Genomic DNA, 18756 nt, shown 5'->3' with positions numbered 1-18756 from the left:
TTATCTGTCATATCGACCAGTTTTTACCAAACTTAACATTCAGACTGCTTGGCTGAAATCTTGTCTTGTCCCAGCAACACGCCACCCAATACCAGCAAACAGGCCAGCCATTGTGCCGGAGCCAGGGTTTCATCCAGCAGCCACCACGCCAGCAACACGGTAAACAAGGGAATCAGATTAATGAAGGGCGATGCCCGCGACACCGGCATCTTGCTGACCGCCCAGGTATACAGGCCATATGCCCCCAGGGTGACGAACACCCCCAGGTACACCACCATCAGGCTGGGCCAGAGCGGAAAATGACTGGGCCAATGCCCCCAGGGAGTGAGCAACGCCAAGCCAAACCAGACGCTGCCCAGCACGGTTTGCATACTGGTGATGGCCAGTGCCGAATAGCGGAGTGACAAGCGTTTGGCAATCAGCACATAGCCGGTGGCACACAACATGGCGCAAAACTCCAGCACATTGCCCAATACCGGGTTGGGAGCCTGCGCGGACACCTGATTGTCCATGGTCAGCCACAGCACCCCGGCAAAGGAAACAACCAGCCCCAGCCAGCCACGCGGGCTCATTTTTTCATGCAGGAACAGCATGGCCCCCACCCCGGTAAGCAGGGGCAGAGTGGCAGTAATCACCGATGCCTGTGCCGCACTGGTATTCACCAGCGCCTGAGCTTCAAACAGAAAATACAGACAGGGCTCGGCCAGGCCCATAGCCAGCATCCAGCGCCAGTCGCCACGCTGGTAACGCCAGCGCCCTGCCCGCTGCCACAACAAGGGCAGAATGCAGCAGCTGGCCAGTACCATGCGGGCAAACAGTACCGCCAGCGGGTCGAATACGGCGAAGACGATTTTCAGCGCGATAAAGGCACTGGCCCAGAGCAGCATGGCGGCGCTGAGCGCAAAAGTGGGCAACATGAGCAATCCATGGCAAAAGAAAAACCGCCGGTGCCTATCACCGGCGGCGCTCATTTTCCCATATCCGGCCTTAGCGCGTGACTTCAGGAAAAACTTCCAGCACCTTGCCACTCAAAGGCTGGGTCAGGGCACGCAGATAGCTCTGGGCAATCTGCTCACGGCTCACCGGCATGAAACCGGCAAAGGCATCGGCACCGCGCGCATCCCCCGCCACTACACCGGGGCTGACCAGATTCACCCGCGCCTGTCCCCACAGCTCCTGTGCCGCCGAGCGCACAAAGGCCGCCAGCCCGGCATTCACCACACTGGCGCAACTGCCACCATGGATATGCTCGCGTTCCAGCAGGCCAGAAGTCAGCACGAATACCGCCCCCGCGTGCAGATGGCGTGCACCGATCTGCACTAGCCGTACCTGCCCCAGTAGCTTGTCGTGCAGGCCCGACTGCCAATCGTCCTCGCTCAGCTGTTGCAAGGGCTTGAACGGTACATGGCCGGCGGTCACCACCACCGCGTCCAGGTCTGGATGCGCCTGATACATGGCCTCGATGCTGGCCGGGTCGGTCATGTCCACCCGCACTTCAGCATCATGACGCCCGCCCACCAGCACCTCATGCTGCGCGGACAACAATGCCACCACGGCACGACCGATCACACCACGTCCACCAATCACCAGTACTTTCATTGCCTTGCCTTTCTTGATTGCACATCGTTCTGAAAATCATGCCAATCAATCATACACAGGACAATTTTCCAGAATAATCCCAATAAAAAAACTTAACCGTTCAAAATTAGAAACAATATGGTGCAAATCTGCCTGGGCGACGGCCTGCCAAGAAAATTCCTGGCACTGTTCAGGAAACTGGGCATCACTATGCTAATATCGTGAAAAACGCCGCCAAATACATTGCCCTTACCCACGCACTGTTCTGTCATGAAAACAAATCCCACTCCATCACCCGATGCCCTGCTGGCGTTTGATGCCCTGGCGCGCAAAGGCAGTTTTACCGCCGCAGCCGATGACATTGGCTGCGCCAAAAGCCGCATCAGCCAGTTGGTGAAAGAGCTGGAGCAGCAACTGGGCACCGTGCTGGTGCTGCGTAACACCCGCCGCGTGGCACTGACCGAAACCGGCCGCCGCCTGGCCGAGCACGCCCGCCAGTTGCGCGAGATGCTGGAAAAAGTGGGGCCGGATATCGAAGAAGCACAAGGCCTGATTGAAGGCCCGCTGCGCATCAGCGCCACCGCATCGTTTGCCCAATACCTGCTGGCCCCCATGCTGTCCGAGCTGGCCGCCTGCCATCCCGATCTGGAACTGGAACTGCGCGCAGAAAACCGCCTGCAAGACCCGATCAACGACGGCGTGGACTTCTGCATCCGCTCGCGCAATGTGCACGACGACCGCCTCGTGGCCAAGCCGTTGGGCTTTGTCTGGGAAGCGCCCTATGCCTCGCCCGACTACCTGGCCAAGGCCCCGCCGCTTAACAGCCCGGACGACCTGTGCCGCCACCGCATCCTGCTCAACAGCCATCATGTTTATGGCCGGGAATGGCGGCTGGAAAAAGACGGCGAACTCAAATCCATCACCACCCGTCCCATGCTGGTATGCGACCAGTACGCCTCGCTCATCTCCGGCCTGATCGCCGGTCACGGTGTGGCCCTGCTGCCGCACTATGTGGCCAGCCATTATCTGGAAAGCGGTCATCTGGTACGCGTACTGCCAGGCTGGCAAGGCGGCAGTTGGCCGGTGTATCTGGTGTTTCCCTACCGCCAGCCCCTGCCGAAAAAATACGAAGCCTTCATCCAGCACGTCACCCCACGCCTGCGCGCCGTGCTGGAAGAACGCCCGCTCTACTCTGGTGATTGAAACCGGGCAGCAGCCCCACGCTTGATCCAGACCAAAGCTGGCCGCAGCCGCCTTTGGCACAATCGCGCGCAATACTGCAACGAGAATCAGGCGCAATGCGCCACATGAGGGCTGTAATGGAACATCTGGATATCTTGATCGTCGGCGGGGGCATGGTGGGCAGCGCCCTGGCCTCTGCACTCAGTGGCAAGGGCCTGAAGCTGGCCGTACTGGAGCAAACCGCTCCCCCGGCGTTTGACCCCGCACAAGCACCCGACCTGCGCGTCTCTGCCATCAGCCCGGCATCCGCCCGCTTGCTGGAACGCCTGGGTGCCTGGCCACGCATCCTGGCCATGCGCGCCGCACCTTACCGCCGCATGCAGGTATGGGAGGACCAGGAAAGCAACGGCACCCTGTTTGATGCCGCCGAAGCCGGTGTGGATGCGCTGGGCCACATTGTGGAAAACCGCATCGTACAACTGGCCACCACCGCCTGCCTGCAAGAAAAAGACGACATCCGTTATATCTGCCCGGCGCGCATTGCCAGCATTGTCTACTCACCCAAGGCATCCCGCGTCACGCTGGAAGACGGCACCGTGCTGGTGGCCCGCCTGCTGGTGGCCGCCGATGGTGCCCGCTCGCAAGTACGTGATGCAGCCGGTATCGGCATCACCAGCTGGGACTACCCCATGCATGCGCTGGTGGCCAGCTGCGAAATGGAATACGGCCAGCAAGACATCACCTGGCAACGCTTTACCGCCAGTGGCCCACAAGCCTTCCTGCCGCTCACCGGCCCGCATGCCTCCCTGGTGTGGTACAACACGCCCACCGAGGTGAAGCGCCTGCTGGCGCTCAGCGACGAAGAACTGGTTTCCGCCTTCAGCGCCACCTTCCCGCAAAAACTCGGCGGCATCCGCCAGCTGCTGGCGCGCGGCTCCTTCGCCCTCACCCGTCGCCATGCCGCCTGCTACGCCAAAGACGGTGTGGTCCTGGCTGGCGATGCCGCCCACACCATTCACCCGCTGGCCGGGCAAGGCGTCAACCTTGGCTTTCAGGATGTGGCCGAACTGGCCGACATCATCAGCCGCGCCGTCAGCGAAGGCCGCGACTTTGCCGATATCAGTGTGCTCAAAGCCTACGAACGACGTCGCAAACCGGCCAATCTGGCCATGCAGACCGGCATGGACGCCTTCTGCTTCGGCTTTAGCAACAACATTCCGCCGCTCAAGGCCGCCCGCAAGCTGGGGCTGAAACTGGCCGACAAGGCCGGCCCGCTCAAACGCGAAGTCATCCGCTACGCATTGGGCCTGCCGCGCTAAGGCAGCTCATCCGGCACAGCAGAGCCGAAAGGCCCTGTTGTGCCTATTCTTGCCGCAATACCCCCCAACCAGCCCCCCCCATACCCACCCTTTGGCGGCCAGCAAGCCTTCTGCAATACACACCGAAACCACTCAGTGACACACACTCGGCGGCAACCACCAAACACTACTTTTGCCTTAACACCCTGCCTGCATTCAATCCCTCCTCATACCAGCTGCACCATGGCCCGGGAGAGAGAAATTGCACACACATTGAGCCCCCCCTACCAAACACACCACCGCCCATTTCACAGCATCAAACTTATTAAGTACAGGCAAATTGCATGCGTAACAAATAGCCTGCAATCGGCGTGCTTCAGCTTTATACCACCACCCTTGCTCGAGCAAGCATGATTCATTCATTTCAATAATACTTGATGAAACATTCAGTTACGCCAATGAGACTTCAACCAAATAAATTTAGAAAATCAATCTTGTTTGTGTGAAATGGTAACACAAGCGATAACAAGAAAATTCCAGAAAAATTTCAGCCATAATCAGCACCTCGACTGCTTATTTTCTTAATTCAGTTCACCTTGCCTGTTCTTTATACAGGTATACCCATTATCTCGTTTCACTATACCTTCACATGACAAAGTGAATGGCATCCTTATTCATCGCTCATCCCAACTCAAATGGATCACCCCCTTAATGACAGACATAGCTACCCTTGGCATGCCTTACCTTTTGGGCTGTCATTGGCTTTATCGCCTTGCACTATGAACACTACTCTGCCTGGCCTTGCCTGCTTGCTCAGGAGAAAAACCGGAAGTCTGCGGACCCGGCGTTCCACGACATGCCAGGCATCCCTATACCGAATTGACCTGCCCTATTGCCGGACGTATGGGAGATATCAAGCTGGCCATTCCAAAGCAATACCAATTTACCGAAGTCGGCTACAAGGGCTTTGATTTATGGCGTAAAGAAACCTATCAGAACGTCCCACCCATTCCCACGCTGGAGAGCGAACTCAGCTATTTCACCATCATGGTACGGCGTAATAATTTCAAACCCATCGAATCCTGGTCCGACTGGGAGGACGTGCGCCTTTTTGAAAACAATCAAAAAACCACTCCACTGGAAAACGCTGGATTTGGGTAACCTTTCGTTATCGCGGCAAGCTGGGACAACCTAGTCTTGATTGTCCGGCGGATAGAAAACCCTGCCCACCGGAAGATGCAAAATTTGGCTCACCGATTAAATGGTGGGACGATTTTTATGAGTCAAGATATGGCAAGCTTCTGCGCGATCCCAATCTGGCTTGGGGGTTACAACATTACATTTCTGCCAATCCACCAAGCTCTGATTACGGGAAATTTCAAAGAGAGTATTTTATTGATAAGAAATTATCTACATATATTAGATGCAAAAATGGATTGCAATCCCCCCCCACCCTAACCCAACGAGCAGTTGTACAATGTCATTTTTTTACCCGCAAAGAAAAATAGTGATTTGATTGAAGTAGAGATAACTTTGCTATTGCAATCCAAAGTCGACGTTTCCGACTGGCCAGACCTCATTAAAGGCATCACTAATCTTTTTAATTCATTCATTATTCGCTAACCCGAACGCAGGAGCCTACCATGCCCAATAGCCTGACACTGCAACAATTGAACAATGCCCAAGCCATGATAGATCGTGGTGATTTAAAGAGCTTTTATGATTACAGCCATAGTTAGTAAATTGATTATATCGTTGCTCAGATAAGAAAATTCCAAATCAAATTCAGTACACTCAGCCCGATTCAGTTTCTTTTTCTGCCTGACTCCGTACCACCCATCCCTTCTATAGATTTATCTTTCTACGCTGCGCCAGCCTATTGGCTGGTATTGAATCATCTCACTGCACATTAACCAAAGCAACGCAACAGCCCGCTAGATCACCTCGAACATATAACCATACTGACCTAACAGACAATTTACACCAGCAAGACAACTCTATTTAATGTACTAACTCCTCATCATAAAAAACTAGCGTTCATTACATTGACTTAATTCATCATAATTCGAACAGCTGTTTTTGTGAATTATAAAACTTATCGCTGCATATATTGAGAATTTCAAAATCAATGATGTAGCCACTCATGATACGGAGTAATTTTCAAACACCACCAGAAGCCACCCTTATTACGATTCCTTTTCCTGACCATTCGCCGTACATTCCCATACGCACATAATTTTCCATAGCAGTGGAAATAAAGAGTTTTGTAGTCAGGGTACAAATTCAGCACGAATATTAAACCGACACTGTACGTTTACTAAGTATGATGCGGCAAAGTACCAAATTAAGACACATATTAATAGGTCATACCAATGGCAAAAAGCAAATACACACACATCGTACGCTTTCTTGCAATAACTATCACTTTCTTCACAAGCATTAGCTCTCCAAAGATATTTGCAGAAGCATTCCTCCCCAATAAGTGCAAAAGCATTTCATCATCACAAAAAAAGATTTTAATAAATGCCAGCATAAAAATAGTTACCAAAAGTAATGTGTTTCGCGATCTAGCTTCAAAGCTTCCAAAAACGACACGCTTCGCATTTTTACTACAAAATATAGTTTTCCAACAAAGCAGCACATGTACACTACAAGTAACTGTCTATATTGATGAAATAAGCTATTTACACCTATGGAAAAACTTTGAAGTCGATGCAAACCGCCAAGTCTCAATCATCGAACCGGAGGATTAAAAATGAGCACACAAACTGATTTTATTACTTCAATATATGAAGCTGCAAAGAAAGCATCTGAGAAAACTGGACTTTCTCTTGAACTCATGCTAGCACAAGCCGCTCAAGAAACTGGCTGGGGGAAAAAAGTAATAAAAGATTCAAACAATTTATTTAACATAAAGGCAGATGCATCATGGAAAGGTGAAACTGTCACAGCCACAACCAATGAATTCCTGAATGGAAAATATGTTCTAGTAACAGCCAAATTCAGAGTCTACGATTCGTACGATCAATCCTTTGAAGACAGAGTTACATTTCTCAAATCGAATCCACGATATAAAGATATGTTCAAGCCTGGCATTCTTGGCAACCTAGAAGCTGAGGCTAAAGCATTGCAAGCTGCAGGTTATGCCACAGATCCTAACTACGCTAAGAATCTAATCAATGTTTTCAACGGGAAAACAATGAAAGCTGGCATCCTGCAGGCTCAAAAACAAAAAACCGGAATATTTCTTGAAGACAAACTACTTTTCTCTGATGAATACATCATCACTTTCAATAATGGCGCCAGCTACGATTTGCAGGATGTAAACCAAGCCATTTTAGCTGAAAAAATCATTATTGATTACCAAAAAAAGGGAATACTACCAAGTTCTTACTCTAGCGACTTCAGTTGTTTAATTACCGAACAATTACTAGGATTTTCTAGTTATAGTTATATCGACACTGGCAACCAGTGCATTCCCTACTACCCCATCGGCGCTTTCTACGAAAGCAAAGCCATCGCCACCGATAATGCCCCCTCTATTGCCAAACAAACCTTCCGCGTGCTGGACAGCAATGGCAAGGCCGTTTCAGCAGCGCAATTGCTGGCACGCGATACTAATAAAGATGGCAAGCTGAGCGGGACGGAGCTGGATGGGCTGACTGCCTGGCAGGATGGCAATGAGGATGGGGTGGTACAGGCCGGTGAAAACATCAGCCTGGCCAGTGCGCTGAGTGGGCTTGGTTTGCAGGCCATGCGTGCCCGCGATGTGGGCTTTTATACGGCGGGTCAGGCAGTCGGGCAAACCCTGGCGCAGAGTACGGCGGTCATCGCCGATCGCAAATCCCCGCCTACCCTGCCCGCTGCATCAGGCAGCAACTATGCCACGCTGCGTAATACTGACAATCGTTTCTGGATAAAAATAGTTCCTTTTGGATGGATTGATTGGGCCTCGAATCAAATCAAGATTTCCAGCGACCAGCGCAATTTGGTTGGTACCGAAGGCGATGACCGTTTCGATATCAATTATTATGCCCAATACCATGGCAAGTATTTCAATTTGGATTTGATCCAGAACTTTTATGCCGGTGGTGGCAACGACCTGATGGGCGGGTCGGATCGCAACGACAATTTGTGGGGTGGCACCGGTAATGATGTGTTATTGGGCTATGCCGGGGATGACCGCCTCTATGGCGAAGAAGGTGATGATGAGCTGGATGGCGGTGCGGGCAATGACTGGCTGGATGGGGGCAGTGGTGATGATCTTCTATTGGGGCAGGAAGGGAACGACACCCTGATAGGCGGGGCTGGCCATGATGAGTTGAATGGGGGGAGTGGCCATGATGTGCTGGACGGGGGGAGCGGCAATGACAGACTGTTTGGCGGGGTGGGTAATGATGTGCTGAATGGCGGTGATGGCGATGACCTGCTTTTGGGCTTCACCCCGGGGAATGACAGCAAACAAACCCTGGACCCTGGTGAAAGCGATGATGATGTGTTGTTTGGCGGGGCGGGTAATGACATTCTGCTAGGCGGTTGGGGCCAGGATTATCTGGATGGTGGCAGCGGTGACGATGAGCTCAATGGTGGCTATGGCGATGATGTGATGGATGGTGGCAGCGGTGCCGACAAGATGTTTGGTGGCGTGGGTAATGACCGCATGTGGGGGGGTGATGGCGATGACATCATGCTGGGGTTCACACCAAGTAATGATGGCAAGCAGGCCTTGGCGGCAGGCGAAACCGATGATGATGTGATGTATGGCGGGGCGGGTAATGATTTGATGCTAGGCGGCCTGGGCAATGACCAGTTATGGGGCGGTACCGGCAACGATGAGTTGCAAGGGGATGAGGGAGATGACTGGCTGTACGGCGAGGCCGGTGACGACCGGCTGTTTGGCGGTGCGGGCGATGATGTGATTTATGGTGGTGATGGCGATGACTTTATTGTCGGCGGCATGGCTGATAATGAAACGCCCCTGCCTGCTGGTGCGCGTGACAATAATTTCCTGTATGGCGGGGCCGGCAACGACACCATTATTGGCGGCATCGGCAATGATTATATTGATGGCGGGGCCGGAGCTGACCGCATGGAAGGCGGCAAGGGCAACGATACCTATATCGTCAACAGTGTGAATGATGTGGTGCTGGAACAGCGGGATGAGGGCTACGATACCGTCATCAGCAGTGTCAATTACATTCTGAATGCCAATATCGAGGAATTACGCCTGCTGGAAGGCTATACCATCAATGGCACCGGCAATAGCCTGGACAACCTGATGATTGGGAACAGCCAGAATAATATCCTGGACGGTGTCACCGGAGCCGACACCATGATAGGCGGCCTGGGCGATGATATTTATTATGTCGACAATGCCGGTGACCAGGTGATTGAACTGGCTGGCGAGGGCGTGGATACCGTCTACGCCAGCATCAGCTATACCCTGGGCGAGCATGTCGAGAACCTCACCCTGCTGGATTTTGCCAAACCGGAAAAGGGCCTGGCCGACGGGGTGGAGATTCTGGTGTATGGCTATCCCAAGGCCAACGAACTGGATTATATGCAAGGCAATGCCGTTCCCGGTTTCCGCGGCACTTGCGCGCTGACCAGCATTGCCAACCTGGCCACCCAGGCCAATCTCGCCCTGAGCGAAGGCCAGGTGGTGCAGCGCGCGATAGACAATCAATGGTGTGTGACCGACCCGGTCAAAACCGACTACCAGCGCGGAGGCAGCAATTACCGTGACCAACAAGCCTTGCTGGATAGTTATGGCATTCGTAATGGCCTCATCGCAGGCTATAACGAACAGGCCATTGCCAACCTGATCAAGGGAGGCCGCGGCGTGATCATGGCCATCAATAGTGGCAAGCTGTGGGACGACGCGGCTTATCTGGGCGATGGCAGCACCAATCATGTGGTGACCGTCACAGGCGTGGCCTGCGATGCCAGGAGCGGCGACATCAATGGCTTTTATATTGCCGACTCGGGCCGTGGCCTGGTGAGCGACATGACCCGTTATATCCCGCTGGCTGATTTCCGCCGCGATGCCAACGTCAGCAACGCATACGCCATTTACACCATCGAACCCATCAAGCTATGGGAAGAAAACATCAACGCCACCGGCAATGCGCTGGATAACCAGATTATCGGCAACCGTGGCGATAATGTGCTGACTGGTGGCAAAGGCAATGACACACTGATTGGTCAGGCCGGGAACGACCGCTATGTATTTGACCGTGGCGATGGCCAGGACCTGATCATCGATCAGGACGCCACGCTGGGCAATACCGACACCCTGCAATTGAATGGCATCAATCAGACTGATTTGTGGTTCTCCAAACAAGGTATGGATTTGCAAATCCAGGTGCTGGGTAGTACCGACAGGCTCACCATCAAGGACTGGTACATCCCGGGCAGCAGCGGCACGGATAACCAGATAGAACGCATTCAAACCGCCGATGGCCGCACGCTGTACAACAGCGACGTCGCCCAATTTGTACAGGCCATGAGCGCGTTTGCGCCGCCACCCGCGAGCCAGACCCATTGGGTGAGTGGTCAGCAGAGCAATGGCCAGGTGCTGCTGGCGGTGAGTCATTAATCCAGTCAGCTCTCTTTGTTGAACAGTCAGGTGGCAAGCCATGCTTGCTGCCTGTATTGCGCTCATTCTGGATGGTGATTCAGCACCATCATACCCTGTTTGTTATGGTGTTTTTTTCATGTCTACGCCCTCTTCCACGCAATCTGACTCTACCTACACCGGCCAGCCCGACAGCGGCCTGCACTGTTTGATTCTGATGGCCCAATTACACGGCATCGCAGCGGATGCAGCACAGTTGAACCACCAATTTGGCAGTGCGCCGTTTTCAGTACAAACCCTGTTGCTGGCAGCACGCAAGTTGGGGCTGACTGCCAAATGTATTCAACAAGACATGGCGCGGCTGGAACGTGCGCCCTTGCCAGCCATGGGAATATGGCGGGATGGCGGCTTTTTTATCATGGGTAAGGTGGATACCACCCATGAGCCCTGGCGGGTGCTGATTCAACAACCCGGCCAGCCGCCGCAAGTATTGAGCTTGCCGGATTTACTGACACGCTGGACTGGCGAATTGATTTTATTTACCAGCCGCGCCAGCTTTGCCGGGGCCATGGCGAAATTTGATTTCACCTGGTTTATCCCGGCCGTGGTGAAGTATCGCAAGTCCTTGGGCGAGGTGTTGCTGATTTCACTGGCGCTGCAGGTGATTGGCCTGATCACCCCCTTGTTCTTTCAAGTGGTGATGGACAAGGTGCTGGTAAACCATGCCATGACCACGCTGAACGTGATTGCCATCGGCCTGATTGTGGCCACCTTGTTTGATGCCTTGCTCAGCGGTATTCGCACTGCAGTATTTGCCAATACCAGCAGCAAGATTGATGTGGAACTGGGTGCCCGGCTATTTGACCATTTGTTGTCCTTGCCTGTGGCCTACTTTCAGGCAAGACGCACTGGGGATTCGGTGGCGCGTATTCGAGAACTGGAAAATATCCGCTCCTTTCTCACCGGCAATGCCATGACTCTGGTGCTGGATATGGTGTTCTCTTTTGTGTTTTTACTGGTGATGCTGTGGTACAGCGTGCCACTCACCATGATTGTTCTGGCGTCGATTCCGGTCTATCTGCTGCTGTCCTTTGTTTTTACCCCTATCCTGCGTGCCAAGCTGAATGACAAATTCAATAAGAGTGCCGAGAACCAGTCATTTCTGGTGGAAACCCTCACCGGCATAGACACCATCAAATCCATGGCGGTGGAGCCGCGCTGGCGGCAGAAGTGGGACAAGCAGCTGGCAGCTTATGTGGCAGCAGGGCTATCCACCACCAATGTGGGTCTGGTGGCCAGTGGCGGTGTCAGCCTGGTCAGCAAGCTGGTGACAGCCGGCATCATGTGGCTGGGGGCCTTACAAGTGCTGGATAGCAAAATGACGGTGGGCGAGCTGGTGGCATTCAATATGCTGGCCGGCCAGGTATCTGCACCTATTCTGCGCCTGGCGCAATTATGGAATGACTTCCAGCAAGTGGGCATTTCCATGCAGCGGCTGGGCGATATTCTGAATACCCATACCGAAGTGGAGGGCCATAAAACCCGCATTCCGCGCATTGCCGGTGCCATTGGTTTTGATCAGGTGTCCTTTCGCTACCGCCCCGATGCCAGCGATGTATTGCGTGGCGTATCTCTGGAAATCAAGCCGGGTGAGGTGATTGGCATTGTCGGTCGCTCCGGGTCAGGTAAAAGCACCTTGAGCAAACTGGTACAGCGGCTGTATGTACCGGACCGGGGCCGGGTGACGGTGGATGGTCAGGATATTGCGATTGTGGACACGGCCTCCTTGCGTCAACAAATCGGGGTGGTTTTACAAGAGAACACCTTATTTTCCCGTTCAATTCGCGACAATATTGCGCTGACCGACCCTGCCGCTCCAATTGAGAAAATTATTCAGGTAGCCAAACTGGCTGGCGCGCACGATTTTATCTGTGAATTGCCGGAGGCCTATGACACCCTGGTTGGCGAACAGGGTGCCGGCTTGTCTGGCGGACAGCGGCAACGCATTGCCATTGCACGGGCTTTATTACTTGACCCACGCATTCTGATTTTTGACGAAGCGACCAGTGCACTGGATTACGAATCGGAAAAAATCATTCAGGACAATATGAGACGGATTGCCGCCGGTCGTACCGTATTGATTATTGCGCATCGCTTGTCGGCAGTGCGGGATGCAACCCGGATCGTCGTGATGGAAAAGGGGCAGATTGCCGAATCCGGCAGTCACACCCAATTGATGCAACGGCCCAATGGCATTTATCGCCATTTGCAAACGCTGCAAGGACAAGCGGCAGTCAGCCCAATCGCACATGGCAAGCTTGATCCTCTGGAGCAGGCATGAGCTTGCGTCACCGGCTACAGGCCGGGTTTGACCTGTTGCGCCGTTATGCTGTGGTTTTCCGGCATTTCTGGCGTATCCGCAATACTCTGAAAACCGACTTCTTCAACAAGCAAGAGGCGGAGTTTTTGCCCGCCGGACTGGCATTACGGGAGACTCCCGACTCGGCCAGCTTGCGGCTGAGTGCCAGAGTACTGATGGGTTTGCTACTGGTGGCGATAGTATGGGCCTGCTTTGGTCGTATCGACATTATCGTCACCGCCACGGGCAAGATCATTCCGTCAGCACGCATCAAAACGATTGCCTCGGTCGATGTGGCCAGCGTCAAAGCCTTGCATGTGAAAGAAGGACAAAGCGTACGGGCAGGCGAGGTCCTGGTCGAGCTGGATGCCACCGGCAGTGATGCCGAATACGACAAAGCTGCAGACGCCCTGCTACAGGCACGCCTCCAAGTGGCCCGTGCACAAGCCCTGATTGAGGCTCTGGACCAGCATCGTCCTCCACGCCTGCCAGATAACAATGACATCCCAGCACAGCAATGGCGCACAGCCCGGCAACAACTGGACAGTCAATACCAGGACTTCCGCGCCAAGCTTCAGCGCCTGGAGAGTGATATCGCCCGCTTTGCCGCCGCCCTACCGTTGGCGACACAGCGCGAACAGGATTACAAGATCCTGGCACAGGACAACACCGTCTCCCGCCATGCCTGGATGGAAAAGGAGCAGGCGCGGATTGATCTGGCAGGGCAGCTGGCAGATGCGCGCAATCAGCGTACCGCCTTGATTGCCCAAACCCGTAAAGAGGCCTACGACGCCATCACCGAAGGCAACAAGATCGTGATTGCTTCCGGGCAGGATGCCCGCCGTGCCGGTTCGCGCAGTCAGTTACTAAAATTGACCGCCCCTGTTGATGGCACGGTCCAACAACTCACTGTGCATACGGTAGGGGGCGTCGTCCCGGCCGCGCAGCCCCTGATGCAGATTGTCCCCCGGCATTCTGCCGTGGAAGTGGAAGCATTTATCGAGAACAAGGATATTGGCTTTGTGCGTGTCGGCCAGATGGCCGCCGTCAAGATTGATGCTTTTGAATACACCAAATATGGGACCATTCCGGCACAAGTCAGTCATGTCTCCCACGATGCCATTCAGGATGAAAAGCGTGGGCTGCTCTACTCCAGCAAAATCACGCTGGACCGGGATAGCCTGTTCGTTGACGACAGAAAACAGGCGCTCACCCCCGGCATGGCAGTCAACGTGGATATCAAAACCGGCAACCGCCGCGTGATTGAATATCTGCTATCTCCCCTGCTTCGCCACCAGCAGGAGTCCTTGCGTGAACGCTAATATCCGTACGCATGTACTGCTTGCTTTGAGCTGCCTTGTCTTAGCGATGGCATCTGCCATGGCAGACATCAGCAGGCCAAGCTGGCTGTCAGACCCGTTATTGGCCAGCCCGCCCCTGCTGGAGACTGTCGGTGAAAATGGCCCGCCTTGCCAGCTCGCGCAGGACAACACTGCAACAATCATCAGCCTGGCCACGGCACTGGATATGGCACTGTGTTTTAATCCGCAATCGCAGGATGCATGGGCCTCTATCCGCCAATACAGTGCACAACGGGGGGAAGCACGTGCCGCCTACTTGCCGAACATCAGCGCAGGCATCAGCCGTCAGCAACAGCAATCCCGCTATCCTGCCTCAAGCCGCCAGATGGATACCAGTATTACCACCGATAGTCGTTACGCCAGCCTGACCTGGCGACTGCTGGATTTTGGTGGCAGGGAAGCCAGGCTGCAGGCGGCCGACCATATGCTGAGCGCAGCTCTTGCCAGCCGGGATGCCATCGTTCAAAAAATCATGCGGGATGTGATTGCACTGTTCTTTTCCGCCCAATCCGCTCAAGCCGAACGCGAGGCGCGTGCGGAAGGCAAAAATATTGCACAAGAGATTCTGACCATGACCAAACGGCGCGAAGCGCAAGGGCTGGCGGCGCATACCGATAGCTTGCAAGCGGCAACAGCCTTGGCCAAGGCTGAGCTGGAACTGGCGCGCGCCACTGCCCATGCAGACAAGACAAGCCTGGCGCTAGCCTTGCAATTGGGTTTGCCACAACACCGGATGCAAATACCACGCATACAGGCTGCTGATGTCAGTCGTTATCAGTTGATCCAGAAAGACCTGAACACCTGGCTGGCACTCGCCAGCGAACAGCACCCGGCCATTGTGGCGGCCTATGCGCAGTGGCAGGCCGCGAAGGAACAATACAAGGCCACGCGCGCAGATGGCCTGCCGGTACTGGACTTCAGCCATAGCCGCTACCTGAATGGACGGCCCAATCAGGAACTGAGCGCCAGGCAGTCCCGCGAATCGGTCACCGGCCTGACATTGAGCATCCCGCTGTTTGAAGGCTTTGGCCGACACTACAAGCAACAAGGGGCACTGGCACAGATCGCCCAGAAAGAAGCGCAATGGCAGGAAACCCGGAATCAGGTGCTGCATGACATCAGTCAAACCTACAGTGAAGCCACGGCCTCCTTGCACACCCTGGAAGCCTCGGGCCGACTGCTGCGTATTGCAGAGGAAACCATGCAGGCCATGCAGCGCAAATACGCCATGGGTCTGGCTGACACACAGGAAATTCTCAATGCGCAGGCTGGTTTGGCCGATGCACGACAGGAGCGGGTACGGACCTTGGCAGAATGGCGTTCGGCACAGTTACGCTTGTTGGCTGAGGCAGGGAAATTACGGCTGCATGATGTGAAATCAATACCAATGAATATACGGTCAGGAAAAACCGGACCATCGTCCGGTTTTTCCTGACCTACACAGCCTCAGTCGAGCTATTTGAGGATTTCTACCTGTTTGACATCAATCTTGCTGCCGGTAAATTCCTTGTCTACCTTGCCTTGCAAACGAACTTTGCTTTGCGCGGTAAACTTTTCAGCCGGGAGATACTTGCTGTCAATTTCTACTTTTGCCGAACCACTGGCATCCTTAAACTCGTAATGCTTGTGATCAATCTGGCGGACGATATTGCCCTCCAGCATGACACGGCTGTCGTCAGCGGCCTGCAGTGCCTTGGCAACGGTAGTAATGGCCGGAGTGCTTCCGTCACCGATAAATTCGGCATGAGCGCTCAGTGGCAGGAGAGCAGCGATACTCAGCATGGAGAGAGTTTTTTTCATGATTAGGTCCTTTTGTAATGGGGAAGTGCCCCACCATTTAAGTCTGATGAGCTTAAGCCATGCTTAAAGCAGCCATCAGCTTACCTAGCCTTTAGATCAATCCCCCGCAACCTGATCACCCATAAAAAAACCGCCCTCGAAAGGGCGGTTTTTGCTTAACCGGCAGATGCCGGTTTAGGCATTCAGTTCGCGTGCCAGGTACAGCCAGGTTTCCACCACGGTGTCCGGGTTGAGGGAGACGGTTTCGATACCCTCTTCCACCAGCCACTTGGCGAAGTCCGGATGATCGGACGGGCCCTGACCGCAAATGCCGACATACTTGCCAGCCTTGCGACATGCCTGGATGGCCATGTGCAGCATGGCTTTCACGGCTTCGTTACGCTCGTCGAAGGTAGCGGCAATCGGGCCACCGGAGTCGCGGTCCACGCCCAGGGTAAGCTGGGTCATGTCGTTGGAGCCAATGGAGAAGCCGTCGAAGAACTGCAGGAACTTGTCGGCCAGCACAGCGTTGGTCGGCAGTTCGCACATCATGATCAGACGCAGGCCGTTTTCGCCACGCTTCAGACCATTGGCAGCCAGGATTTCCACAACCTTCTCGGCTTCAGCCAGGGTACGGACGAAGGGGATCATCACTTCCACGTTGACCAGACCCATCTCGTCGCGCACTTTCTTGATGGCGCGGCATTCCAGGTCGAAACAGTCACGGAAGGATTCAGCCACGTAGCGCGCTGCGCCACGGAAACCGATCATCGGGTTTTCTTCGTGCGGTTCGTACAGCTGACCGCCGATCAGGTTGGCGTACTCGTTCGACTTGAAGTCGGACATGCGCACGATGACCTTTTTCGGGGTGAAGGCTGCGGCCAGGGTGGCAACACCCTCGGCAATCTTGTCCACGTAGAAGTCAACCGGGCTGGCGTAACCGGAGATGCGATCGCTGATGGTCGCCTTCAGGTCGGCCGGCAGGGTGTCGAATTCCAGCAGGGCTTTGGGGTGAATACCGATCTGACGGTTGATCACGAATTCCATGCGGGCCAGACCCACACCTTCGTTCGGCAGCTGCGCGAAGTCGAAGGCCAGTTCCGGGTTACCCACGTTCATCATGATCTTGACCGGAGCAGCCGGCATCTTGTCCAGCTCGAGGTCGATGACTTCAACGTCCAGCAGGCCATCGTAGATGTTGCCGGTATCGCCTTCGGCGCAGGACACAGTCACCTGCATGCCTTCGGACAGTACATCGGTGGCATCGCCACAACCCACCACGGCCGGGATACCCAGTTCGCGGGCGATAATCGCCGCGTGACAGGTACGGCCACCACGGTTGGTGACAATGGCAGCGGCACGCTTCATCACCGGTTCCCAGTCCGGGTCGGTCATGTCAGTTACCAGCACGTCGCCCGGCTTCACGCGGTCCATTTCGGACGCGTCCTTGATGGTGCGCACGGTGCCCTGGCCAATCTTCTGACCAATGGCGCGGCCTTCGCACAGCACGGCGGACTTGCTGTTCAGGCGGTAGCGGCGCAGGGTGTCCTTGCGGTCTTCCTGCGATTTCACGGTTTCCGGACGGGCTTGCAGGATGTACAGCTTGCCATCGCCACCATCACGGCCCCACTCGATGTCCATCGGGCGGCCATAATGTTTTTCGATGATCAGCGCGTATTCAGCCAGCTCGGCCACTTCAGCGTCGGTGATGGAGAATTGCTTGCGCAGTTCTACCGGTACATCCACGGTCTTGACCGAACGGCCAGCCTGGGAAGCATCGGTGAATTCCATCTTGATCAGCTTGGAACCCATGTTCTTGCGCAGCACAGCCGGACGACCTGCCTTCAGGGTCGGCTTGTGTACGTAGAATTCGTCAGGGTTAACGGCACCTTGCACCACGGTTTCGCCCAAGCCGTAGGAAGCGGTGATGAACACCACGTCTTCAAAGCCGGATTCGGTGTCGATGGTGAACATCACACCAGCAGCGCCCGTGTCGGAACGCACCATGCGCTGTACACCGGCGGACAGGGCCACAACGTCGTGGGCAAAGCCTTTGTGTACGCGGTAGGAAATGGCGCGGTCGTTATACAGGGAAGCAAAAACATGCTTCATGGCATCCTTGACGTTTTCAAGGCCACGAATGTTCAGGAAGGTTTCTTGCTGGCCTGCGAACGAGGCATCGGGAAGGTCTTCTGCGGTTGCGGAAGAACGGACTGCTACGGAAATATCTGCACCACCGGAATCGGCGACCATCTTGTCCCAGGCAGTCTTGATATCTTCATCAAGCTTGGCCGGGAAAGGGGTATCGATAATCCACTGGCGGATTTCCTTGCCAACGCGGGCCAACTCGGTCACGTCGTCGATGTCCAGTTTGGACAGCGCGGCGCTGATCTTGTCAGCCAGGCCATTGTGCTGGAGGAAATCACGGTAGGCATCCGCAGTAGTCGCAAAACCACCGGGGACTCGGACGCCCGAGCCTGCCAATTGGCTGATCATTTCGCCCAGGGAGGCATTCTTGCCGCCTACCTGTTCAACGTCAGTCATGCGCAGCTTCTCGAACCAGATGACGTAGTTCTCTGCCATCACTTCACTTCCTGTATTGGATTGGACGGATAGAAAACC

General features: G+C 54.5%; 12 protein-coding genes. 8 read left to right on the top strand and 4 right to left on the bottom strand.

Annotated features, from left to right (window positions below; all coding sequences use genetic code 11):
- Positions 1-32: 32 nt before the first annotated feature.
- Together HWX34_RS11130 and HWX34_RS11125 are read right to left on the bottom strand one after the other, a co-directional pair.
- Positions 33-917 carry a DMT family transporter gene (locus tag HWX34_RS11130; protein ID WP_178972303.1) on the bottom strand — a complete coding sequence of 295 codons (885 nt, stop codon included), beginning with the start codon at positions 915-917 and terminating at the stop codon, positions 33-35.
- Positions 918-987: 70 nt separating this feature from the next.
- Positions 988-1599: a short chain dehydrogenase gene (locus HWX34_RS11125; protein WP_178972302.1), complete on the bottom strand. Its 612-nt coding sequence runs from the start codon at positions 1597-1599 to the stop codon at positions 988-990.
- Positions 1600-1848: 249 nt separating this feature from the next.
- Between HWX34_RS11125 and HWX34_RS11120 the strand changes: the two genes are divergently transcribed.
- The 8 genes from HWX34_RS11120 to HWX34_RS11080 all read left to right on the top strand — a co-directional run bounded on the left by HWX34_RS11120 (position 1849) and on the right by HWX34_RS11080 (position 15790).
- Positions 1849-2781 carry a LysR family transcriptional regulator gene (locus HWX34_RS11120; protein ID WP_178972301.1) on the top strand — a complete coding sequence of 311 codons (933 nt, stop codon included), beginning with the start codon at positions 1849-1851 and terminating at the stop codon, positions 2779-2781.
- A gap of 116 nt (positions 2782-2897) precedes the next feature.
- Positions 2898-4079 (top strand): FAD-dependent monooxygenase, encoded by a 1182-nt coding sequence (locus HWX34_RS11115; protein WP_178972300.1) that lies wholly within the window; start codon positions 2898-2900, stop codon positions 4077-4079.
- An 882-nt stretch (positions 4080-4961) separates the two neighbouring features.
- Positions 4962-5219, top strand: a complete 258-nt coding sequence (locus HWX34_RS11110) for a hypothetical protein (RefSeq protein ID WP_178972299.1) — start codon at positions 4962-4964, stop codon at positions 5217-5219.
- Positions 5220-6430: 1211 nt separating this feature from the next.
- Positions 6431-6811: a hypothetical protein gene (locus HWX34_RS11105; protein WP_178972298.1), complete on the top strand. Its 381-nt coding sequence runs from the start codon at positions 6431-6433 to the stop codon at positions 6809-6811.
- 2 nt (positions 6812-6813) lie between these two features.
- Entirely contained in the window at positions 6814-10656 is a 3843-nt protein-coding gene (locus HWX34_RS21305) for a glucosaminidase domain-containing protein (RefSeq protein ID WP_304506137.1), read from the top strand.
- A 118-nt stretch (positions 10657-10774) separates the two neighbouring features.
- Positions 10775-12976 carry a type I secretion system permease/ATPase gene (locus HWX34_RS11090; RefSeq protein ID WP_178972297.1) on the top strand — a complete coding sequence of 734 codons (2202 nt, stop codon included), beginning with the start codon at positions 10775-10777 and terminating at the stop codon, positions 12974-12976.
- A complete protein-coding gene (locus HWX34_RS11085) occupies positions 12973-14316 on the top strand; it encodes an HlyD family type I secretion periplasmic adaptor subunit (protein ID WP_178972296.1) in 1344 nt (447 codons plus the stop codon). The genes HWX34_RS11090 and HWX34_RS11085 overlap by 4 nt, the downstream gene beginning before the upstream one ends.
- A 58-nt stretch (positions 14317-14374) precedes the next feature.
- Complete coding sequence (locus HWX34_RS11080) at positions 14375-15790, top strand: TolC family protein (protein ID WP_178972295.1); 1416 nt, start codon at positions 14375-14377, stop codon at positions 15788-15790.
- 20 nt (positions 15791-15810) lie between these two features.
- Here HWX34_RS11080 and HWX34_RS11075 read toward each other — a convergent pair whose 3' ends face one another.
- Both HWX34_RS11075 and ppsA read right to left on the bottom strand, forming a co-directional pair.
- Positions 15811-16155: a YgiW/YdeI family stress tolerance OB fold protein gene (locus tag HWX34_RS11075; protein WP_178972294.1), complete on the bottom strand. Its 345-nt coding sequence runs from the start codon at positions 16153-16155 to the stop codon at positions 15811-15813.
- A 174-nt stretch (positions 16156-16329) separates the two neighbouring features.
- Positions 16330-18717: a phosphoenolpyruvate synthase gene (gene ppsA / locus HWX34_RS11070; protein WP_178972293.1), complete on the bottom strand. Its 2388-nt coding sequence runs from the start codon at positions 18715-18717 to the stop codon at positions 16330-16332.
- Between the last annotated feature and the right edge of the window lie 39 nt (positions 18718-18756).

It is taken from the genome of Aquitalea sp. LB_tupeE (assembly GCF_013391415.1).
Taxonomy (GTDB): domain Bacteria; phylum Pseudomonadota; class Gammaproteobacteria; order Burkholderiales; family Chromobacteriaceae; genus Aquitalea.
Note: the sequence above shows the minus strand (reverse complement) of the source record. Positions and strands in the feature narration are given on the sequence as shown.